The following is a 20,837-nucleotide window of genomic DNA, read 5'->3' as shown; positions in this document are numbered from 1 at the left end:
GGTGCAAAGCAAGGGAAAGGGGAAGCAAGATTCCTGCGCGCGGAGCGAACAGGAACTTGCCATGCGGTCATGACGTTTGCGTGCGCACCCGGAGAAGCTCGTCGAATCACGACTTCGACGCCTCCATGGCGGCACGCTGCTTCTCGTGCACGCAAGCGTCGACCAGGCGTTGGCCGATCTTGGTGTCCATCAGCATCGACTTGTTGGCGATCTGCAGCAGGAGCGTGCGGCCCTTGACGTCTTCCAGGCGCAGCGCGCCGGTGGACGAGACGCTGGGCTTCATCGTCCAGGTGTCTTTCTTGAACTTGACGTCGACGTAGCCCGGGTACTTGGCATTCATCGAGACGTCGATGGTCTGCTTGAAGTCGCACTCGTAGACGCCGAAGTGCGTGCGCTCGGCGGCTTCGAGCTGGGCCTGGTCGGCCTGGGGCAGCGGCTTCTCTGCGGGAGCGGCCTTTTTCGCAGCGGGCTTGGCGGCCGTCTGGGCCATGGCGGCGCCGCCAGCGAGGGCGAAAGAAACGGCAGCGGCCAGTGCGATGCGGGGAGATCATGGATTCACTCCTGGTGTTGAGGAAGCACGGATTGTGAGGTGGCACTCACAAGGGCTTCCCAGGGCGAAATCCCGGATTGAAACAATTTGCAGGGCTGACGCGCGGCGGCTTGCGCGCACACGTTGTGCCGTGGTTCGGGCTGGTGCGCCAAGCTCGGCAAACGCCGATCGAACCGGTGTGTTCGAAGTCACGAACAGGGCGCGCAGTCCGTCACCACGGCGCCGGCGCGGCGTGCTAGCGCCCTGTGCGAGGGGCATGCCGGCGCTGAAACATTTGTTCGCCAAGCCGCCAACGCCGGGTGTGAGGAAGTTCACGCCGCCGCTCCCGGGGTGTCGGCAAAAAACACTTCCTCGACCTGCGCCGGCAGCGCCTGGCCGGTTTGCCGGGCGCGCTCGAGCACGTGCCAGAAATAGCGGAAGCTCGCGCGGTCGTGCAGGGTCTGGTGGTGGCTGATGGGCGCCCAGTCGGCGGCCTGCGCGGCCATCAGGATCTCGATGGCCTGGTCGGTTTCGGCGACCGTAGGCGCGAAGCTCTCGACGATCGGCAGGATCTGGTCGGGGTGGATGCTCCACATGCGCAGGTAGCCGAGCTGGCGCGAGGCCTTCTTGGCGGCGTCGCGCAGCAGGTCGAGTTTCTTGAATTCGGTGACGACGCAGTGCGACGGCGTCTTGTTGTACGCGTGGCAGGCCGCCGAGATTTCGAGCTTGGCGCGCAGCACCAGCGGGTGTTCGAACTGGCCGTGGGCGCTCATGCCGGCCTGCGGGATGGCGCCGCGGTGGGCCGAGACGAAGTCCATCAGCCCGAACGACAGCGACTCGATGCGCGGATGCGCGGCGATGCGCTGCACGTCGCGCAGGCCGCCGTGGGTTTCGATCAGCACGTGCACCGGCAGCACACGCTTGTGGCCGTGTTCGACCATCGCGCGGTCGATCGCAGCCACGGCCGTCTGGGCCTGATCAAAGCTTTCGATCTTGGGCACCATCAGGTAGGCCAGCTGCTGGCCCGCGTGCTTGACGAGGGTGGCCACGTCGGCGTCGAAACTCGGGTGATCGACCGGGTGCACGCGTGCGCCGACGCGCCCGTGCAGGTTGAGCGCCGAGCTTGCCATCTCGGCGACGAGCTGTGCGTGGTCGGTCTCACCACCCACCGGCGCGCCGTCTTCGCAATCGAGCGTGACGTCGAAGATCGGGCCGAGTTCAGCCTGCAGCTGCAGGCTCTTTCGCATGCGCGCTTCGACACCGCAGTAGTGGTCGCAGACGGGCAGCGCCGGCGCGCTTTCATGCGCGTCGAAGAGTGCGAGGCGGGGGTGGAGGGCCATTCAGGTCAGGGCGAAAAAAAGGCCAGCAGCGTGATGCACCGGCCTTTGTTCTCTGCGCGTCGGGCGATCAGAGCAGGTGCTTGACGCCGTCCTGCTCTTCCTGCAGTTCCTTCAGCGTCAGGTTGATGCGCTCCTGGCTGAAGGCGTCGATGGGCAGACCTTCGACGATCTTGTACTTGCCGCCTTCGGTGGTGACCGGGTAGCCGAACATCACATCCTTCGGGATGCCGTATTCGCCGTTCGACGGAATGCCCATCGTGACCCACTTGCCGTTGGTGCCCAGGGCCCAGTCGCGCATGTGGTCGATGGCGGCGTTGGCAGCCGAAGCGGCCGACGACAGGCCACGGGCCTCGATGATGGCGGCGCCGCGCTTGCCGACGGTGGGCAGGAAGGTGTCCTTGTTCCACACGTCGTCGTTGATCATCTCCTTGACCGACTTGCCGTCGATGGTGGCGAAGCGGTAGTCGGCGTACATCGTCGGCGAGTGGTTGCCCCACACGGCCAGCTTCTCGATGGACGAGACCGGCTTGCCGGTCTTGGCGGCGATCTGCGACGCAGCGCGGTTGTGGTCGAGGCGCAGCATGGCGGTGAAGTTCTCGCGCGGCAGGCTGGGCGCGCTCTTCATCGCGATGTAGGCGTTGGTGTTGGCGGGGTTGCCGACGACCAGCACCTTGACGTTGCGCGAAGCCACCTTGTCGAGGGACTTGCCTTGGGCGGTGAAGATCTGGGCGTTGGCGGCCAGCAGGTCCTTGCGCTCCATGCCGGGGCCGCGCGGGCGGGCGCCGACGAGCAGGGCGTAGTCGGTGTCCTTGAAGGCGGTCATCGCGTCGCCGTGGGCTTCCATGCCGGCCAGCAGCGGGAAGGCGCAATCGTCGAGTTCCATCATCACGCCCTTGAGAGCCTTCTGGGCCTTCTCGTCGGGGATCTCCAGGAGCTGGAGGATGACCGGCTGGTCCTTGCCCAGCATCTCGCCCGAGGCGATACGGAACAGCAGGGCGTAGCCGATCTGGCCAGCAGCGCCGGTGACGGCAACACGAACGGGTTTCTTGCTCATGGAAGGCTCCGGAAGGTTCAGGGAAATGGGGGTATTCGGGCCGCCGCGCGGGCGCTTTTCGAGTGAGCCGGGAAGTGTAGGCGAGTCTAGGTGGGAACCCGAGGGGTGTCAACGCTCTTATGTCTTATATAAGACATCTTTCAAATGGGCGTGGACGCAAACCGGGCGCCTGTGTTGCAATTCCGGACATGGCCACCTCGACGTCCGTTCCTGCTGCTGCCCGCCCCGCGGAAGGCGAGGCCGACGGGCCTGCATTCAGCCCGCTGTACCAGCAGATCAAGTTGCTGATCACCCGCAGCCTGCAGAGCGGCGAGTGGAAGCCGGGCGAGGCCATCCCGAGCGAAATGGAGCTTGCGGCCCGCTTCAAGGTGAGCCAGGGCACGGTGCGCAAGGCGATCGACGCGCTGGCCGACGAAAACCTCGTGGTCAGGCGCCAGGGCAAGGGCACTTTCGTCGCCACGCATGCGGAAGAGAAGATCCAGTACCGCTTCCTGCGCCTGACGCCCGACAGTGGCGAGGCGGGTGGCGTGCAGCGCCGCTTCATCGACTGCCGCCGGCTGCGAGCGCCGGCCGACGTGGCTCGTGCGCTCGAGCTGAAGTCTGGCGACACCGCGTTGCAGGTGCGCCGCGTCCTGCACTTCCACGGCTCGCCCGTGGTGCTCGACGACATCTGGCTCAACGGCGCGCTCTTCAGGGGCCTCACCGCCGAGCGTCTGAGTGACTACCAGGGGCCGATGTACGGCCTCTTCGAAACCGAGTTCGGCGTGCGCATGATCCGCGCCGAAGAGCAGCTGCGCGCCGTGGCCGCCGATGCGGGTGCCGCGGAGCTGCTGCAAGTCCCGCTGGGCGCACCCCTGCTCAGCGTGGAGCGGCTGTCGCGGACCTATGGCGACAAGCCGGTGGAACTGCGCCGAGGCCTCTACAACACCCAGGCGCACTACTACCGCAATGAGCTGAGCTAGAACTGACGGCAGGGCGATCGGCGACCGCAGAAATGGGCCGCCTGGGTGAAACCCTGTTGCGTTGCAATAAACTCCGAAAGTTTCTACAGGATTACAGGTTGGGTATGGCAGAGACCACAGCGAAGCAAAGACCCGGCGCCAACATGCGCCTCCTCGAAGCCACGCAATACCGGCTTCCCCCGGCCGGATGGGTGTCGATCCTGCACCGCGTGAGCGGCATCCTGATGTTCGTGCTGCTGCCGTTCATCATCTGGCTGCTCGACAAGAGCCTCACCTCGGAGATCAGCTACGGCGAGTTCACCAGCGCGTTCATGGGCGGTCTGTGGATCTTCCCGGCCATCATCGTCAAGCTCGTGGTGCTGGCCCTCATCTGGGCCTATCTGCACCACTTCTTTGCCGGCTTGCGCCACCTGTGGATGGACGCAACGCACTCGGTCTCGAAGGAATTCGGCCGCACCTCGGCGCTCGTGACGCTGGGCTTGAGCATCGTGCTCACGCTGGCGCTCGGTTTCAAGCTCTTTTTCTGATCAAGAACATGACGACTCCGAACTACGGTTCCAAGCGCACGGTGGTCGGTGCGCACTATGGCTTGCGCGACTGGCTGGCCCAGCGTGTCACCGCGGTGCTGATGGCGCTCTTCACGCTCGTGCTGATCGTGCAGGTGCTGCTGCCCGGGCCGATGGGCTACGACAAGTGGGCGGGCATCTTCAGCGCGCAATGGATGCGCTTCCTGACCTTCGTGACCATCGTCGCGCTGGCCTACCACGTCTGGGTGGGCATCCGTGACGTGCTGATGGACTACGTGAAGCCTGTGGGCGTGAAGCTCGCGTTGCAAGTGGCCACGCTCGTGTGGCTGGTGGGTTGTGCCGGTTGGGCCATCCAAGTGCTGTGGAGACTGTGAACGTGAGCGCATCGATTGCAAAGAGAAAGTTCGACGTCGTGATCGTCGGGGCCGGTGGCTCCGGCATGCGCGCGTCGCTGCAGCTGGCCCAGGCCGGCCTGAACGTGGCCGTGCTGTCCAAGGTCTTCCCGACCCGCTCGCACACCGTCGCGGCGCAAGGCGGCATCGGCGCCTCGCTCGGCAACATGAGCGAGGACAACTGGCACTACCACTTCTTCGACACCGTGAAGGGCTCCGACTGGCTCGGCGACCAGGACGCCATCGAGTTCATGTGCCGTGAAGCGCCGAAGGTCGTCTACGAGCTCGAACACTTCGGCATGCCGTTCGACCGCAACCCCGACGGCACCATCTACCAACGCCCCTTCGGCGGCCACACCGCCAACTACGGCGAAAAGCCGGTTCAGCGCGCCTGCGCCGCGGCCGACCGCACCGGCCACGCGATGCTGCACACGCTATACCAGCAGAACGTCAAGGCCCGCACACACTTCTTCGTCGAGTGGATGGCGCTCGACCTGATCCGCGATGCCGAAGGCGACGTGGTCGGTGTGACTGCGCTGGAGATGGAAACCGGCGACCTGCACATCCTCGAAGCCAAGACCGTGCTGCTCGCAACCGGCGGGGCAGGGCGCATCTTCGCGGCCAGCACCAACGCCTTCATCAACACCGGCGACGGCCTGGGCATGGCGGCGCGTGCCGGCATCCCGCTGGAAGACATGGAGTTCTGGCAGTTCCACCCGACCGGCGTGGCCGGCGCGGGCGTGCTGCTGACCGAAGGCTGCCGCGGCGAAGGCGCGATCCTGCGCAACAGCAACGGCGAGCGCTTCATGGAGCGTTATGCCCCGACGCTGAAGGACCTGGCGCCGCGTGACTTCGTCTCGCGCTGCATGGACCAGGAGATCAAGGAAGGCCGTGGCTGTGGTCCCAACAAGGACTACGTGGTGCTCGACATGACCCACCTGGGTGCCGAGACCATCATGAAGCGCCTGCCGTCGGTCTTCGAGATCGGCCACAACTTCGCCAACGTCGACATCACCAAGGAGCCTATTCCCGTGGTGCCGACCATCCACTACCAGATGGGCGGCATCCCGACCAACATCCACGGCCAGGTCGTGGTGCCGAAGGATGGCAACCCCAACGCCGTGGTGAACGGCCTCTACGCCGTAGGCGAGTGCTCCTGCGTGAGCGTGCACGGGGCCAACCGCCTGGGCACCAACTCGTTGCTCGACCTGCTGGTGTTCGGCCGTGCTGCTGGCAACCACATCGTTGAGAGCGGCCTCAAGGCCAAGGCGCACAAGCCGCTGCCGGCCGACGCGGCCGACTACACGCTGTCGCGACTGTCCAAGTACGAGAAGAGCACCTCCGGCGAGTACGCCCAGGACGTGGCCAACGACATCCGCTCGGCGATGCAGCAGCATGCCGGCGTGTTCCGCACCCAGGCGTCGATGGACGAAGGCGTCGGCAAGATCAAGGCCATCGCCGAGCGCGTGAAGGGCATCCACCTGGCCGACAAGTCCAAGGTGTTCAACACTGCCCGCATCGAGGCGCTGGAGGTCGAGAACCTGATCGAGGCGGCTCTGGCCACCATGATCTCGGCCGCCGCCCGCCGCGAGAGCCGAGGTGCCCACACGGTGAACGACTATGGCGACAGCCCCGAATTCCCGAACGGCCGCAACGACAAGGTGTGGATGAAGCACACCCTCTGGTATTCGGAAGGCAACCGCCTCGACTACAAGCCGGTGAACCTGAAGCCGCTCACCGCCGAATCGATCCCGCCCAAGGTTCGCTCCTTCTGAGCCGAGAGATCCCATGACAAAGCGCACTTTCCAGATCTACCGCTACGACCCCGACACCGACGCGAAGCCTCGCATGCAGACGATCGAGGTCGAACTCGACGGCTCCGAGCGCATGCTGCTCGACGCGCTGATGAAGCTGAAGGCGGTCGACCCCACCTTGAGCTTCCGCCGCTCGTGCCGCGAAGGCGTGTGCGGATCGGACGCGATGAACATCAACGGCAAGAACGGCCTGGCCTGTCTGACCAACATGCGCACGCTGCCGGATGTCGTGGTCCTGAAGCCGCTGCCCGGCCTGCCGGTCATTCGTGACCTGATCGTGGACATGACCCAGTTCTTCACCCAGTACAACTCGATCAAGCCGTACCTGGTGAACGACAGCATGCCGCCCGAGAAGGAGCGCCTGCAATCGCCCGAAGAGCGTGAAGAGCTCAACGGCCTGTACGAATGCATCCTGTGCGCGAGCTGCTCGACGAGCTGCCCGAGCTTCTGGTGGAACCCCGACAAGTTCGTCGGCCCCGCCGGTCTGCTGCAGGCCTACCGTTTCATTGCCGACAGCCGCGATCAGGCCACCGGTGAGCGTCTCGACAACCTCGAGGACCCGTACCGCCTCTTCCGCTGCCACACCATCATGAACTGCGTCGATGTCTGTCCGAAGGGCCTGAACCCGACGAAGGCCATCGGCAAGATCAAGGAATTGATGGTCCGGCGCGCCGTCTAAGCAGATCGCAAGCACATGCAGACCCTCATCGACGAACGGGCCCTTTCCAAGCTGCGCTGGCGCTGCCGCCGCGGACTGCTGGAGAACGACCTCTTCGTGGAGCGCTTCTTCAAGCGCCAGGGTGTTGCCGTTACCGAAGGGCAGGCCCAAGGCTTGCTGGCGTTGATGGACCTGTCAGACAACGACCTGCTGGACCTGCTGCTGGCCCGCAAGGAGCCCGAAGGCGAGCTGCAGCGAGAAGAAGTATTCGAAGTGCTCAGGCTGATGCGTGAACCCGCGCACAGCATCGGCAACCACTGAGCCGTGTGATTTCCCAGACTCTCAAGAAGGAACGCCCATGACCCCCTCAGACGTGAAAGCCACCCTGTCGTTCTCGGACGGCAGCCCTGCCATGGACCTGCCCGTCTACAAGGGCACCGTGGGTCCGGATGTGATCGACATCCGCAAGCTTTACGCCCAGACCGGCAAGTTCACCTACGACCCGGGCTTCCTGTCGACGGCGTCGTGCCAGTCCAACATCACCTACATCGACGGTGACAAGGGCGAGCTGCTGTACCGCGGCTACCCCATCGAGCAGCTCGCCACCAACTGCGACTACCTCGAGACCTGCTACCTGCTGCTGAAGGGCGAGCTGCCCAATGCCGGCCAGAAGGACGACTTCGTGAAGACGGTGACCCGCCACACGATGGTCAACGAGCAGATGCAGTTCTTCCTGCGCGGCTTCCGCCGTGACGCCCATCCGATGGCCGTCATGACCGGCCTGGTGGGCGCCCTGTCGGCCTTCTATCACGACAGCACCGACATCAATAACCCGCAGCACCGCGAAATCGCCGCGATTCGCCTGATCGCGAAGATGCCGACGCTCGTGGCGATGGCCTACAAGTACGGCATCGGCCAGCCCTACATCTACCCGCGCAACGACCTGTCCTACGCCGGCAACTTCATGCGCATGATGTTCGCCACCCCGTGCGAGGAGTACGAGCCGAACGACGTGCTCGTGCGCGCGATGGACCGGATCTTCATCCTGCACGCCGACCACGAGCAGAACGCCTCCACCTCGACTGTGCGCCTGTGCGGCTCGTCGGGCACCAACCCGTTCGCCGCCATCGCGGCCGGCGTGGCCTGCCTGTGGGGTCCCGCCCACGGCGGCGCCAACGAAGCGGCGCTCAACATGCTGGAAGACGTGCAGAAGATGGGCGGCGTCGAGAAGATCGGCGAGTTCATCAAGCAGGTGAAGGACAAGAACTCCGGCATAAAGCTGATGGGCTTCGGCCATCGGGTCTACAAGAACTACGACCCGCGCGCCAAGCTGATGCGCGAGACCTGCCACGAAGTGCTGGGCGCCCTGGGCCTGCAGAACGACCCGCTGTTCAAGCTGGCCATGGCGCTCGAGAAGATCGCGCTGGAAGACGAATACTTCGTCGCCCGCAAGCTCTACCCGAACGTCGACTTCTACTCGGGCATCGTGCAGCGCGCGATCGGCATCCCGGTGAGCCTCTTCACCGCGATCTTCGCGCTGGCCCGCACGGTCGGCTGGATCGCCCAGCTGAACGAGATGATCTCCGACCCCGAGTACAAGATCGGCCGTCCGCGTCAGCTATTCGCCGGCGCCACTTCGCGCGACGTCAAACCCATTGCACAACGCGCCTGAACGCCGGAAAAGCGCCTTCTTTGCACGCGAACCCCGGCCTGAGAGCCGGGGTTTTTGTTTCTGCGCGCCTAAAATCTCACTCTTTTCCGCGATTTCCCCAGCCAGAGAGCCATCATGGGACGCACGCTGTACGACAAGATCTGGGACGAACACGTCGTCCACACCGAAGATGACGGCACCGCCGTCCTCTACATCGACCGCCACCTCGTCCATGAAGTGACGAGCCCGCAAGCCTTCGAGGGGCTGGACCTGGCGAATCGCAAGGTCTGGCGCATTTCGGCCAACCTGGCGGTCAGCGACCACAACGTGCCAACTACCGACCGTTCACACGGTATCGCTGACCCGATCTCGCGCCTGCAGGTCGACACGCTCGACAAGAACTGCGACCGTGTCGGCATCACGCAGTTCAAGATGAACGACAAGCGCCAGGGCATCGTCCACGTGATCGGGCCGGAGCAGGGCGCCACGCTGCCCGGCATGACGGTCGTCTGCGGCGACTCTCACACCTCCACCCACGGCGCTTTTGGCGCGCTGGCGCATGGCATCGGCACCAGCGAGGTGGAGCACGTGCTGGCCACGCAGACGCTGCTGGCGCGCAAGGCGAAGAACCTGCTCATCAAGGTCGAAGGCACGCTGCCCAAGGGCTGCGGTGCGAAAGACATCGTGCTCGCCATCATCGGCAAGATCGGCACCGCCGGCGGCACCGGCTACACCATCGAGTTCGGCGGCTCGGCCATTCGCGCGCTGAGCATGGAAGGCCGCATGACGGTGTGCAACATGGCGATCGAGGCGGGCGCACGCGCCGGCCTGATCGCGGTGGACGACACGACCATCAACTACGTGCAGGGCCGCCCCTTTTCGCCGACCGGCGTGGTGTTGGAGCAGGCTATCGCCTACTGGCGCACGCTGCATTCCGATGCCGATGCGCAGTTCGACCGTGTGGTCGAATCTCGATGCGACGCAGATCCGCCCGCAGGTCACCTGGGGCACGTCGCCCGAGATGGTGTTGTCCATCGAAGACCGCGTGCCCGATCCCGACCGCGAGAAGGACGCCAACAAGCGCGGCGCGATGGAACGCGCGTTGACCTACATGGCGTTGGAGCCGAACAAGCCCATCGCCGACATCCGCATCGACAAGGTCTTCATCGGCTCGTGCACCAACTCGCGCATCGAAGACATGCGCGAAGCGGCGGCCGTGGTGAAGCGTCTGGGCAAGCGCATCGCGTCGAACGTGAAGCTCGCCCTCGTGGTGCCGGGCTCGGGTCTCGTGAAGGAGCAGGCCGAGAAGGAAGGGCTGGACAAGGTTTTCACCGCCGCTGGCTTCGAGTGGCGCGAGCCGGGCTGCTCGATGTGCCTCGCGATGAACGCCGACCGGCTGGAGCCGGGTGAGCGTTGCGCGTCGACCTCCAACCGCAACTTCGAAGGGCGCCAGGGCGCGGGTGGCCGCACCCATCTCGTGAGCCCGGCGATGGCCGCCGCGGCCGCCATCGAAGGCCACTTCGTCGACGTGCGTCGCATCGCCTGAGGAGCCAAGACATGCAAGCCTTCAAGCTCCACAAGGGCCTGGTCGCACCGCTCGACCGCGAGAACGTCGACACCGACGCGATCATTCCGAAGCAGTTCCTGAAGTCGATCAAGAAGTCGGGTTTCGGACCGAACCTGTTCGACGAATGGCGCTACCTCGATCACGGCGAGCCGGGACAAGATCCGTCCACGCGCAAGCCCAACCCCGACTTCGTGCTGAACCAGCCGCGCTACCAGGGCGCCTCGATCCTGCTGACCCGCCAGAACTTCGGCTGCGGCTCCTCGCGCGAACACGCGCCATGGGCGCTCGACCAGTACGGCTTCCGCGCCATCCTCGCACCGAGCTACGCCGACATCTTCTTCAACAACAGCTTCAAGAACGGCCTGCTGCCGATCGTGTTGCCGGAGTCGGCGATCAACCAGCTGTTCGACGAGGTGAACGCCTTCGTTGGTTACCAGCTGACGATCGATCTGGAGCGCCAGGTCGTGGCCAAGCCCGATGGCGCCGAGATTCCGTTCGAGATCGCGTCGTTCCGAAAGTACTGCCTCATCAACGGCTTCGACGACATCGGCCTCACCCTGAGGCATGCCGACAAGATCAAGGCCTTCGAAACCGAGCGCCTGCTGACCAAGCCTTGGCTCGCCAAGACCATCTGACCCTGACGACGACAACATGAAGATCGCGATCCTGCCCGGCGACGGCATCGGCACTGAAATCGTGGCCGAGGCCCTGAAGGCGCTCGCCTGCCTCGACCTCAAGTTCGAGATGGAAGAGGCCAAGGTCGGTGGCGCTGCCTATGAGGCGCACGGTCATCCGCTGCCCGAGCACACGCTGAAGCTCGCCAAGGAAGCCGACGCGGTGCTCTTCGGCGCCGTGGGCGACTGGAAGTACGACAAGCTCGACCGCCCGCTGCGCCCCGAGCAGGCCATCCTCGGGCTGCGCAAGAACCTCGAGCTCTTCGCCAACTTCCGCCCGGCCATCTGCTACGAGGAGCTGACGCATGCGTCGTCGCTCAAGCCCGAGATCGTTGCGGGCCTCGACATCCTCATCATCCGCGAGCTGACCGGCGACATCTACTTCGGCCAGCCGCGTGGCCGCCGCCAGTCGCCCGATGGCGCGTTCAAGGGTGCCGATGAAGCCTTCGACACCATGCGCTACTCGCGCCCGGAGATCGAGCGCATCGCCCACGTCGCCTTCCAGGCGGCGCGCAAGCGAAACAAGAAGGTGTTGAGCGTCGACAAGGCCAATGTGCTGGAGACCTTCCAGTTCTGGCGCGACGTGGTGACCGAGGTGCACGCCCAGTACCCCGACGTGGAGCTGGAGCACATGTACGTCGATAACGCCGCGATGCAGCTCGTGAAGCAACCCAAGCGCCTCGACGTGATCGTCACCGGCAACATGTTCGGCGACATCCTGAGCGATGAAGCTGCGATGCTGACCGGCTCGATCGGCATGCTGCCGTCGGCCTCGCTCAACGCGAAGAATCAGGGGCTGTACGAACCCAGCCACGGCTCGGCGCCCGACATTGCGGGCAAGGGCATCGCGAACCCGCTTGCCACGATTTTGTCTGCCGCAATGATGCTGCGTTTCAGCCTGAACCAGGAGGCTGCCGCGCAACGCGTCGAGGCAGCCGTCAAGGCGGTGCTGGCCAAAGGCCTGCGCACCGCCGATATTTACAGCGCCGGCACCACCAAGGTCGGCACAAAGGAGATGGGCGACGCTGTGGTCGCCCATCTGAAAGCGCAGGGCTGACGCTCTGGCGTCACCTCTCCCCGCGTTTTCAGATCAAACACTTCACAGACGATAGGAATCAAGATGGCTACGAGATTGGTCGGCCTGGTGGGCTGGCGAGGCATGGTGGGTTCGGTCCTGATGGATCGCATGCAAGCGGAGAACGACTTCGCGCTGATCGAGCCGGTGTTCTTCAGCACCAGCAACGTCGGTGGCAAGGCGCCGGCGCAAGCGAAGAACGAGACCACGCTGCAAGACGGCTTCAACATCGATGCGCTCAAGCGCTGCGACATCATCATCACCGCCCAGGGCGGTGACTACACCACCGAGGTCTACCCCAAGCTGCGCGCCGCCGGCTGGAACGGTCACTGGATCGACGCCGCCTCCACGCTGCGCATGAAGGATGACGCGGTCATCATCCTCGACCCGGTCAACATGCCGGTGATCAAGAACGCGCTCGCCAAGGGCGGCAAGAACTGGATCGGCGGCAACTGCACCGTGAGCTGCATGCTGATGGGCGTGGGCGCGCTGTACAAGGCCGGTCTCGTCGAGTGGATGAGCACGCAGACCTACCAGGCGGCGTCTGGCGGTGGTGCCCAGCACATGCGCGAGCTGCTCACGCAATACGGCACGCTCAACGCCGAGGTGAAGGCGCTGCTCGACGACCCCAAGAGCGCCATCCTCGAGATCGACCGCAAGGTCATCGCCAAGCAGCGCAGCCTGACCGAAGCCGAGACGGCCAACTTCGGCGTGCCGCTCGGTGGCAGCCTGATTCCCTGGATCGACAAGGATCTGGGCAATGGCATGTCCAAGGAAGAGTGGAAGGGCATGGCCGAGACCAACAAGATCATGGGCATGGGCGAAGGCTTCGGCACGCCCGCGGTGCCGGTCGACGGCTTCTGCGTGCGCGTGGGCGCCATGCGTTGCCACAGCCAGGCGCTGACCTTCAAGCTGAAGAAGGACGTACCGCTGGCGGACGTCGAGGCCATGATCCGCAACGACAACGCCTGGGTGAAGTTCGTGCCCAACACGCGTGAAGACACGCTGCGCGACCTGACGCCGGTGGCGGTGACCGGCACGATGACGATCCCGGTCGGCCGTGTGCGCAAGCTGGCCATGGGCCCGGAGTACCTGGGTGCGTTCACCATTGGTGACCAGCTTCTGTGGGGGGGCCGCCGAGCCGCTGCGCCGCATGCTGCGCATCCTGCTCGACGCTTGATGGAATGAAACCAGGCCCCCGTCCCGCGTTGTGGAACCGCCACAGGGGCCTGCTCCAGAACCCTTTGATCGGCTTTGCCGACGAATGTCAGGCAAAGCATGAGCTTGTCTTTGTATCTCGTTGATGTTATTGTGATTTCTACCTTTACCGGTTGAAAGCGCCCAGAAAGCCCGTGGCTCGCGTCAACAACAACTCCGAAAGCAGTGGGGCTCGCTCGGTTCCACCCCCTTCCTATTGGGAGACGCCTTGAAAAGAAACTCGCTGTACACAGGGCGATTCGCTCTGACCGGAGCGGCCTTCGCCGCGATGTGCCTCTTCGCCTCGAACGCGTTGGCGCTTGGCCTGGGGCGCTTGAACGTGCAGTCGGCGTTGGGCGAAACCTTGAAGGCCGAGATCGAGGTCACGAGCCTCACGCCCGAGGAAGCGTCGAACTTCAACGTGCGTGTAGCGCCTCCCGAGTCGTACCGTGCGGCGGGTGTTGACTACAACCCGGTGCTGCCCGGCACGCAGGTCGTGCTGCAACGTCGCCCGGATGGTCGTGCGGTGTTGACGCTGTCGAGCGACCGCGCCGTGCAAGAGCCCTTCGTGGACGTGATCCTGGAGATCACCTGGTCGACCGGCCGTCTGGTGCGCGAGTACACCTTGCTGCTCGATCCTCCGTCGACCCGCGTGGCCGCAGCCCCGGTGCCGCCGGCCGCCACGACCACCGCGCCGGTCATCACGCCGGCACCGGCGGCTCCTGTGGCTCCTCCTGCCTCGGCAGAACCATTCCGTCGCACGTCGCCGTCTCCGCGCGCTGCGGCGCCGGCCCCGTCGTCCGAGCCGGCGGAGCCCCGCAAGCCCGCCGTGACGCGCGCGCCCTCCGCGGCGCCCTCTGGTGACGCCGTGGGCGCCGACGAGTACAAGGTCAAGCCGGGTGACACGCTGTCGCGCATTGCAGGCCGCACCCAGCGGCCGGGCGTCTCGCTTGACCAGATGCTGGCCTCGCTTTACCAGGCCAATCCGGAGGCCTTCGTCAACAGCAACATGAACCGGCTGAAGTCGGGCGTGGTGTTGAGCGTGCCGTCGGCGGAAACCGCCAAGGCCATCACCCCGGCCGAGGCACGTCAGATGATCCAGGCGCAGAGCGCCGATTTCGGCACCTATCGCCAGCGTCTGGCCTCTGCCGCCCCTGTGGCTCCGGCGGACGCACCGTCTCGTCAAGCGGGTGGCAAGGTGCAGTCGTCGGTCGAAGACCGCAAGGCCTCCGCAGCACCCACGCCTGACAAGCTCACGCTGAGCAAGGGCACGGCGGGCAAGGCGTCGGGCCCGGAAGATCGCCTCTCCAAGGAGCGCGAGAAGAAGGACGCGAGTGCACGCGTGGCCGAATTGTCGAAGAACGTCGAGGAGCTGAAGAAGCTGTCCGGCGCGTCGGCTGCGGCTGGTGGCAAGGCGGCTGCGCCGGCTCCCACCACGACCGCGCAAGCGCCTGCGGTGAAACCGCCGGTAGCCCTGCCGACCCCGCCAGTGGCGCCGGCCAAGCCGGTGGCTCCGCCTCCGCCCCCGCCGCCTCCTCCGCCTCCTCCGCCTCCTCCGCCTCCACCCCCGCCGGCACCTGCGCCTGCACCGGCGGCACCGGTGATTGCTGCAGCGCCCGCATCGGCACCGGCGTCCGTTCCCGCGGCAGTGGCTTCGGCTCCGGCAGTGGTCGCTGCGGCCTCGGCCGCGAGCGTGGCTGCGGCCAGCGCACCGATGGTGGCGGCTTCGCGCCCTGCGGTGCGTCCGCCGGTGGCCGCTCCCGCCGCCGAGCCGCCGGGGCTGTTCGCTTCGCTGCTGGAAGACAACCCGCTGGTGCTGGCCGCGGGTGCCGCGCTGATCGCCCTGCTGGCCGGCTTCGGCATCTATCGCTTCACCAAGCGCGCCAAGAAGGACAGCGGCGAGACCTCGTTCCTCGAAAGCCGCCTGCAGCCTGATTCGTTCTTCGGCGCCAGCGGTGGCCAGCGCATCGACACCCGCGATGCGGGCGGTGCGTCGTCGTCGATGAGCTACTCGCTGAGCCAGCTCGATGCGATCGGCGACGTGGATCCGGTCGCCGAGGCCGATGTGTATCTCGCCTACGGGCGTGATCTGCAAGCCGAGGAGATCCTCAAGGAAGCGATGCGCGCGAGCCCCGAGCGCCTGGCCATCCGCACCAAGCTGCTGGAGGTCTACGCCAAGCGCCGTGACACCAAGGGCTTCGAGCTCCTGGCCACGCAGCTCTACGGCCTGACGGGCGGGCAGGGCGAAGACTGGGCCAAGGCCCAGGAAATCGGCCTGCAGATCGACCCCGAGAACCCGCTGTACCAGCCGGGCGGCAAGCCCGCGACCGTGGAGGGCGAGGGCCGTCCGGCGGCCGAGTTGCTCGGTGCGAGCACGATGCCGCAGTCGGTGCTGCCTTCGCCGTCCGAATTCGGCGCCAGCGGCAATTCGGGCAGCGGCTTCGACACCACCGGTGGCGGTGGCCTGGACCTCGATCTCGATCTGGGCGGCGCAGACGCCGCGCCTGCCCCGGCTGTGCGCCTCGACGAGCGCACTCAGCCGGTGCCTGTGCCTCCGCCCGCTCCGGCACCCGCGCCGGCTTTCGATGCCATGAGCTTCAACCTGCCGCCGGTGCCTGCCCCGGCTCCGGCCCCTGCTTCGCAGTCCATGGACTTCGACCTCGGCAGCATCTCGCTCGACCTCGGTGACGAGAGCACGATTGCCCAGCCGAAGGCCGCTGCGGCGCCGGCAGCCGACGACTTCGGCACGATCGACCTTGGCGAGCCGGTCGACGACGGGGCCGACCCGATCGCCCGCAAGCTCGAACTGGCCGAAGAGTTCCGCCAGATCGGCGACATGGAAGGTGCTCGCGACCTGCTGCAGGAAGTGGTGGCGAAGTCGAGCGGTGCGGTCAAGAACCGCGCCCAGGCCATGCTCAACGAGCTGGGTTGACCGGTTCGGCAGGGCGCGCCGCTGACCGGTGGCGCGGAGACGTGACGTGAGACTGGCCTTGGGGGTTGCCTACCGAGGCCAGGCCTATGCCGGCTGGCAGAGCCAGCCGGGCGGCAACACGGTGCAGGACCATCTCGAATCGGCGCTGTCGCAGTTCGCAGCGGTGCCGATTCGCACCTTGTGCGCCGGGCGCACCGATGCCGGCGTGCATGGTCTCAACCAGGTCGTCCACCTTGACGCGCCCGTGGAGCGCGAGCCGTTTTCATGGGTGCGTGGCACCAATCGGTACTTGCCGCCCGACATCGCCGTGCAGTGGTGCCGCGAGGTCGGCGACGACTTCCATGCGCGCAACAGTGCGCGTGGCCGCCGATACGCGTATGTGCTGTTGGAGTCCCCTGTGCGACCGGCCCTGGAGCAGGGTGCTGTCGGCTGGGTGTTTCGGCCCTTGCACGCCGAGCCCATGCGCGAGGCCGCGGAGGTGCTCGTCGGCGAGCACGACTTCAGCAGCTTCCGTTCGGCCGAATGCCAGGCGGCATCGCCGGTGAAGGAGCTGCGCGCGCTCTCGGTGAGCCGCCATGGCGCCTACTGGCGCTTCGATTTCGATGGTTCCGCCTTCCTACACCACATGGTGCGCAACATCATGGGGTGCCTGGTCGCCATCGGCAGCGGCCAGCGGCCAGCCGATTGGATGCGCGAGGTGCTGGCAGCACGTTCGCGCGACGCCGCCGCGCCTACCTTTGCCGCGGCCGGGCTGTACTTCGTGGGCCCGTACTACGATGCCAGCCTGAACCTGCCGACCCACACGCCGGCAATCGACTGGCTGCCCCACGCATGAGCGCTCGTACCCGAATCAAGATCTGCGGCCTGACCCGCGAAGCCGACCTCGATGCGGCCGTCGAGGCGGGTGCCGACGCCGTCGGTTTTGTCCTTTACGCCAAGAGCCCGCGCCATGTCGCGATCGACCGCGCGGCGATGCTGGCGCGCCGGCTGCCGCCCTTCGTGACACCGGTGGTGTTGCTGGTCAACGCGCCGGCCGACGAGGTGGCCAGGGCCGTCGAGGCGATTCCCGATGCGATGCTGCAATTTCACGGTGACGAGACCCCGGCCCAATGCCGTGATGCGGGCAGGCCTTTCCTGCGCGCCGCTCGCATGTCTTCGGGCTTCGATTTGTTAGACTTTGCCGCCCAGTACCCCCATGCCCAGGGTCTGTTGCTCGACGCCCACGTCGAGGGTTATGGCGGCAGCGGAAAGGTCTTCGATTGGTCTCAGATTCCCTCAAACGTGCCCCGTCCAGTCGTTTTGTCTGGTGGGTTGCATGCCGGAAATGTGACCCAAGGGATTCTTCAGGTACGGCCCTCGGCCGTTGACGTCAGCTCCGGCGTCGAGGCTGCTAAAGGCATCAAGGATGCCGCAGCCATACGCCGGTTTTGCGAGGCCGTCCGCGACGCGGATGCGCGCATCGCAGACTCAGCCACCTGAAAGCGAGACACCAGATGTTGAACTACCAGCAGCCCGACGCCCGCGGGCATTTCGGGCCCTATGGCGGCACCTTCGTCGCCGAAACCCTGATCCACGCGCTCGATGAGTCCAACGCCGCCTATGAAGCGGCCCGCAAGGACCCAGCGTTCGTCGCCGAGTTCGCGTACGAGAACTTCAAGCACTTCGTCGGCCGCCCGAGCCCGATCTACCACGCCGCCCGTCTGAGCCGAGAGCTGGGCGGTGCACAGATCTACCTGAAGCGCGAAGACTTGAACCACACCGGCGCGCACAAGGTCAACAACACCATCGGCCAGGCGCTGCTCGCGCGCCGCATGGGCAAGCCGCGCGTGATCGCCGAAACCGGCGCCGGTCAGCATGGCGTGGCCACGGCCACCGTCTGCGCACGCTATGGCATGGAGTGCGTGGTCTACATGGGCAGCGAAGACGTGAAGCGCCAGTCGCCCAACGTCTACCGCATGAACCTGCTCGGCGCACGAGTCGTGCCGGTGGAAAGCGGCTCCAAGACCTTGAAGGACGCGCTCAACGAGGCGATGCGCGACTGGGTCACCAACATCGAGAACACCTTCTACATCATCGGCACCGTGGCCGGCCCCCATCCTTACCCGGCGATGGTGCGCGACTTCCAGCGCGTCATCGGTGACGAGTGCCTGGTGCAGATGCCCGAGATGATCAACCGCCAGCCCGATGCGGTGATCGCCGCCGTGGGCGGGGGCTCGAATGCGATGGGCATCTTCTACCCCTACATCCCGCACGAGAAGACACGCTTGATCGGCGTCGAAGCCGCTGGCCAGGGCCTCGATTCCGGCAAGCACGCTGCCAGCATCAGCCGGGGCACCCCCGGCGTGCTGCACGGCAACCGGACCTACCTGCTGCAAGACGACAACGGGCAGATCACCGAGACGCACTCCATCTCGGCCGGTCTCGACTACCCCGGCGTCGGCCCCGAGCATGCCTACCTCAAGGACATCGGCCGCGCCGAATACGTCGGCATCACCGATGACGAGGCGCTCGCGGCCTTCCATCGCCTGTGTCGCACCGAAGGCATCATTCCGGCGCTCGAGTCGGCTCATGCTGTCGCGCAGGCCATCAAGATGGCGCCGGCCATGCGGCCCGACCAGCATCTGCTGGTGAACCTCTCCGGGCGTGGCGACAAGGACATCGGCACCGTCGCCGACCTCTCCGGCGCCGAGTACTTCGACCGCCCCTCGCAGGCCGGTCGCACGGTGAAGGGCGCCCAATGAGCCGCATCCAGTCCGTGCTGGCCGCACTCAAGGCGCAGGGCCGCAAGGCGCTGATCCCCTACGTGACCGCAGGTGACCCGTTCCCCGACGCGACGGTCGAGCTGTTGCTCGCCATGGCGAAGGCCGGTGCCGACGTGATCGAACTCGGTGTGCCGTTCTCCGACCCGATGGCCGACGGCCCGGTGATCCAGCGCGCCGGCGAGCGCGCCTTGGCCAAGGGTATCGGGATGCCGCAGGTGCTCGACTTCGTGCGCGAGTTCCGCCACAGCAACGACACAACACCCATCGTGCTGATGGGCTATGCCAACCCGATCGAGCGCTACGACCAGCGTGCAGGCGAGGGCGCCTTCGTCCGTGACGCGAAGGCGGCGGGCGTCGACGGCGTGCTCGTCGTCGACTATCCGCCCGAGGAGTGCGAGGCCTTCGCGGCGCAGATGAGGGCCGCCGATTCCGATCCGATCTTCCTGCTCGCCCCCACCTCCACCGAACAACGCATCAAGGACGTCGCCCGTGTCGCCACCGGCTTCGTCTACTACGTGTCGCTGAAGGGCGTGACCGGCTCCGGCGCGATCGACACGCGTTCCGTCGCCGAGGCCTTGCCTCGCATCCGCGCGCACGTGAAGGTGCCGGTCGGCGTGGGTTTCGGCATCCGGGACGCCGAAACGGCCAAGGCCGTGGGCGCAGTGTCCGATGCCGTCGTGATCGGTGCCCGCATCGTGAGCCTGCTTGAAACCCAAACGCGCGACAATGTCGTTTCCGCCGGCGCGGCGTTCATCGCCGAGATCCGCGCGGCCCTCGATTCCCTGAAAGGAGATCCCGCATGAGTTGGCTTGAAAAACTGCTGCCCCCCAAGATCCAGCAGACCGACCCGGCCGAGCGGCGCACCGTCCCCGAAGGCTTGTGGATCAAGTGCCCGTCGTGTGAGACGGTGCTCTACAAGAACGACCTCGAGCAGAACCTCAACGTCTGCCCCAAGTGCGCCCACCACCACCGCATCGGCGCGCGTGCCCGTTTGAACGCCTTCCTCGACGGCGAAGGTCGCTACGAGATCGGCCAGGAGGTGGTGCCGGTCGACGCCCTCAAGTTCAAGGACAGCAAGCGCTACCCCGAGCGGCTCAAGCAGGCGATGGAAACCACCGGCGAGACCGATGCGCTGGTGGTGATGGGCGGCGCGCTGCACACCATCCCGGTGGTGGCGGCCTGCTTCGAATTCGACTTCATGGGCGGCTCGATGGGCTCGGTGGTCGGCGAGCGTTTCGTGCGCGGCGTCGAGATGGCCGTCGAACAGAAGGTGCCCTTCATCAGCTTCACCGCCACCGGCGGCGCGCGCATGCAGGAAGGCCTCTTGAGCCTGATGCAGATGGCCAAGACCAACGCGGCCCTCACGCACCTCTCGAAGAGCAAGCTGCCCTACATCAGCGTGCTGTGCGACCCGACGATGGGCGGCGTGTCGGCCAGCTTTGCCTTCATGGGCGACATGGTGATCGCCGAACCCAAGGCGCTGATCGGCTTTGCTGGCCCGCGCGTGATCGCCGACACCGTGCGCGAGAAGCTGCCCGAAGGCTTCCAGCGTGCTGAGTTCCTGATGCAGACCGGTGCCATCGACGCCATCGTCGACCGCCGCGAGCTGCGCGGCGTGATCGCGAAGTCGATCGCGATGCTGCAGCGGCAAAGCGCCGACGCGGTGGCCTGACCTTCAAGCGTCGTCACATGGCAAGGGCGGC

Annotated in this window: 18 protein-coding genes and 2 pseudogenes; 17 read left to right on the top strand and 3 right to left on the bottom strand. The window is 65.9% G+C overall.

All coding sequences use genetic code 11. The features are described from left to right. Window positions 1–106 precede the first annotated feature (106 nt). The 3 genes from LRS03_RS09180 to LRS03_RS09170 all read right to left on the bottom strand — a co-directional run bounded on the left by LRS03_RS09180 (window position 107) and on the right by LRS03_RS09170 (window position 2,923). Entirely contained in the window at window positions 107–490 is a 384-nt protein-coding gene (locus LRS03_RS09180) for a hypothetical protein (RefSeq protein ID WP_257825143.1), read from the bottom strand. Window positions 491–861: 371 nt separating this feature from the next. Continuing rightward, window positions 862–1,869, bottom strand: coding sequence for an HpcH/HpaI aldolase/citrate lyase family protein (locus LRS03_RS09175; protein WP_257825142.1), 1,008 nt, complete (start codon window positions 1,867–1,869; stop codon window positions 862–864). A 67-nt stretch (window positions 1,870–1,936) separates the two neighbouring features. Continuing rightward, window positions 1,937–2,923: a malate dehydrogenase gene (locus tag LRS03_RS09170; RefSeq protein WP_257825141.1), complete on the bottom strand. Its 987-nt coding sequence runs from the start codon at window positions 2,921–2,923 to the stop codon at window positions 1,937–1,939. 188 nt (window positions 2,924–3,111) lie between these two features. Between LRS03_RS09170 and LRS03_RS09165 the strand changes: the two genes are divergently transcribed. The 17 genes and pseudogenes from LRS03_RS09165 to accD all read left to right on the top strand — a co-directional run bounded on the left by LRS03_RS09165 (window position 3,112) and on the right by accD (window position 20,806). After that, on the top strand, window positions 3,112–3,885 hold the full coding sequence (locus LRS03_RS09165; protein ID WP_257825140.1) for a GntR family transcriptional regulator: 774 nt from the start codon (window positions 3,112–3,114) through the stop codon (window positions 3,883–3,885). Between the two features lie 104 nt (window positions 3,886–3,989). Beyond that, on the top strand, window positions 3,990–4,412 hold the full coding sequence (gene sdhC / locus LRS03_RS09160; RefSeq protein WP_374685047.1) for a succinate dehydrogenase, cytochrome b556 subunit: 423 nt from the start codon (window positions 3,990–3,992) through the stop codon (window positions 4,410–4,412). Between the two features lie 8 nt (window positions 4,413–4,420). Next, complete coding sequence (gene sdhD, locus LRS03_RS09155) at window positions 4,421–4,786, top strand: succinate dehydrogenase, hydrophobic membrane anchor protein (RefSeq protein ID WP_257825138.1); 366 nt, start codon at window positions 4,421–4,423, stop codon at window positions 4,784–4,786. 65 nt (window positions 4,787–4,851) lie between these two features. Next, window positions 4,852–6,579: a succinate dehydrogenase flavoprotein subunit gene (gene sdhA, locus LRS03_RS09150; protein WP_257829465.1), complete on the top strand. Its 1,728-nt coding sequence runs from the start codon at window positions 4,852–4,854 to the stop codon at window positions 6,577–6,579. Window positions 6,580–6,592: 13 nt separating this feature from the next. Next, window positions 6,593–7,297 carry a succinate dehydrogenase iron-sulfur subunit gene (locus tag LRS03_RS09145; RefSeq protein WP_257825137.1) on the top strand — a complete coding sequence of 235 codons (705 nt, stop codon included), beginning with the start codon at window positions 6,593–6,595 and terminating at the stop codon, window positions 7,295–7,297. A gap of 15 nt (window positions 7,298–7,312) precedes the next feature. Next, window positions 7,313–7,597 (top strand): FAD assembly factor SdhE, encoded by a 285-nt coding sequence (locus LRS03_RS09140; RefSeq protein WP_257825136.1) that lies wholly within the window; start codon window positions 7,313–7,315, stop codon window positions 7,595–7,597. Between the two features lie 37 nt (window positions 7,598–7,634). Further along, a complete protein-coding gene (gltA, locus tag LRS03_RS09135) occupies window positions 7,635–8,948 on the top strand; it encodes a citrate synthase (protein ID WP_257825135.1) in 1,314 nt (437 codons plus the stop codon). A 114-nt stretch (window positions 8,949–9,062) separates the two neighbouring features. Beyond that, window positions 9,063–10,473: pseudogene (leuC, locus tag LRS03_RS09130) on the top strand (3-isopropylmalate dehydratase large subunit). Between the two features lie 11 nt (window positions 10,474–10,484). Then, a complete protein-coding gene (gene leuD, locus LRS03_RS09125; RefSeq protein ID WP_257825134.1) occupies window positions 10,485–11,129 on the top strand; it encodes a 3-isopropylmalate dehydratase small subunit in 645 nt (214 codons plus the stop codon). Window positions 11,130–11,145: 16 nt separating this feature from the next. After that, on the top strand, window positions 11,146–12,225 hold the full coding sequence (gene leuB, locus LRS03_RS09120; RefSeq protein ID WP_257825133.1) for a 3-isopropylmalate dehydrogenase: 1,080 nt from the start codon (window positions 11,146–11,148) through the stop codon (window positions 12,223–12,225). 63 nt (window positions 12,226–12,288) lie between these two features. Continuing rightward, a pseudogene (gene asd, locus LRS03_RS09115) lies at window positions 12,289–13,423 on the top strand (aspartate-semialdehyde dehydrogenase). A gap of 246 nt (window positions 13,424–13,669) precedes the next feature. Further along, entirely contained in the window at window positions 13,670–16,372 is a 2,703-nt protein-coding gene (locus LRS03_RS09110) for a motility hub landmark protein FimV (protein ID WP_257825132.1), read from the top strand. Between the two features lie 46 nt (window positions 16,373–16,418). Continuing rightward, window positions 16,419–17,207 carry a tRNA pseudouridine(38-40) synthase TruA gene (truA, locus tag LRS03_RS09105; protein ID WP_257825131.1) on the top strand — a complete coding sequence of 263 codons (789 nt, stop codon included), beginning with the start codon at window positions 16,419–16,421 and terminating at the stop codon, window positions 17,205–17,207. Further along, the gene (locus LRS03_RS09100) at window positions 17,204–17,851 is read left to right on the top strand and encodes a phosphoribosylanthranilate isomerase (RefSeq protein WP_257825130.1); all 648 of its coding nucleotides are present in this window, start codon (window positions 17,204–17,206) and stop codon (window positions 17,849–17,851) included. The genes truA and LRS03_RS09100 overlap by 4 nt, the downstream gene beginning before the upstream one ends. Before the next feature lie 14 nt (window positions 17,852–17,865). Further along, window positions 17,866–19,113, top strand: coding sequence for a tryptophan synthase subunit beta (gene trpB, locus LRS03_RS09095; protein WP_257825129.1), 1,248 nt, complete (start codon window positions 17,866–17,868; stop codon window positions 19,111–19,113). Next, window positions 19,110–19,937: a tryptophan synthase subunit alpha gene (trpA, locus tag LRS03_RS09090; protein ID WP_257825128.1), complete on the top strand. Its 828-nt coding sequence runs from the start codon at window positions 19,110–19,112 to the stop codon at window positions 19,935–19,937. The genes trpB and trpA overlap by 4 nt, the downstream gene beginning before the upstream one ends. Continuing rightward, a complete protein-coding gene (gene accD, locus LRS03_RS09085) occupies window positions 19,934–20,806 on the top strand; it encodes an acetyl-CoA carboxylase, carboxyltransferase subunit beta (RefSeq protein WP_257825127.1) in 873 nt (290 codons plus the stop codon). The genes trpA and accD overlap by 4 nt, the downstream gene beginning before the upstream one ends. The last annotated feature ends 31 nt before the right edge of the window (window positions 20,807–20,837 follow it).

The organism is Rhizobacter sp. J219 (genome assembly GCF_024700055.1).
In the GTDB taxonomy this organism is placed as follows: domain Bacteria; phylum Pseudomonadota; class Gammaproteobacteria; order Burkholderiales; family Burkholderiaceae_C; genus Rhizobacter.
The sequence above is the reverse complement of the archived record's forward strand: the minus strand, read 5'-3'. Positions and strand labels throughout refer to the sequence as shown.

Bases quoted from the DNA above. Each gene is read 5' to 3' on its own strand.
- accD (WP_257825127.1), top strand. From the start codon at position 19,934: ATGAGTTGGCTTGAAAAACTGCTGCCCCCCAAGATCCAGCAGACCGAC.
- sdhA (WP_257829465.1), top strand. From the start codon at position 4,852: ATGCGCGCGTCGCTGCAGCTGGCCCAGGCCGGCCTGAACGTGGCCGTG.
- leuB (WP_257825133.1), top strand. From the start codon at position 11,146: ATGAAGATCGCGATCCTGCCCGGCGACGGCATCGGCACTGAAATCGTG.
- LRS03_RS09140 (WP_257825136.1), top strand. From the start codon at position 7,313: ATGCAGACCCTCATCGACGAACGGGCCCTTTCCAAGCTGCGCTGGCGC.
- LRS03_RS09100 (WP_257825130.1), top strand. From the start codon at position 17,204: ATGAGCGCTCGTACCCGAATCAAGATCTGCGGCCTGACCCGCGAAGCC.
- LRS03_RS09165 (WP_257825140.1), top strand. From the start codon at position 3,112: ATGGCCACCTCGACGTCCGTTCCTGCTGCTGCCCGCCCCGCGGAAGGC.
- LRS03_RS09180 (WP_257825143.1), bottom strand. From the start codon at position 490: ATGGCCCAGACGGCCGCCAAGCCCGCTGCGAAAAAGGCCGCTCCCGCA.
- LRS03_RS09145 (WP_257825137.1), top strand. From the start codon at position 6,593: ATGACAAAGCGCACTTTCCAGATCTACCGCTACGACCCCGACACCGAC.
- LRS03_RS09175 (WP_257825142.1), bottom strand. From the start codon at position 1,869: ATGGCCCTCCACCCCCGCCTCGCACTCTTCGACGCGCATGAAAGCGCG.
- sdhD (WP_257825138.1), top strand. From the start codon at position 4,421: ATGACGACTCCGAACTACGGTTCCAAGCGCACGGTGGTCGGTGCGCAC.
- leuD (WP_257825134.1), top strand. From the start codon at position 10,485: ATGCAAGCCTTCAAGCTCCACAAGGGCCTGGTCGCACCGCTCGACCGC.
- gltA (WP_257825135.1), top strand. From the start codon at position 7,635: ATGACCCCCTCAGACGTGAAAGCCACCCTGTCGTTCTCGGACGGCAGC.
- sdhC (WP_374685047.1), top strand. From the start codon at position 3,990: ATGGCAGAGACCACAGCGAAGCAAAGACCCGGCGCCAACATGCGCCTC.
- LRS03_RS09170 (WP_257825141.1), bottom strand. From the start codon at position 2,923: ATGAGCAAGAAACCCGTTCGTGTTGCCGTCACCGGCGCTGCTGGCCAG.
- trpB (WP_257825129.1), top strand. From the start codon at position 17,866: ATGTTGAACTACCAGCAGCCCGACGCCCGCGGGCATTTCGGGCCCTAT.
- trpA (WP_257825128.1), top strand. From the start codon at position 19,110: ATGAGCCGCATCCAGTCCGTGCTGGCCGCACTCAAGGCGCAGGGCCGC.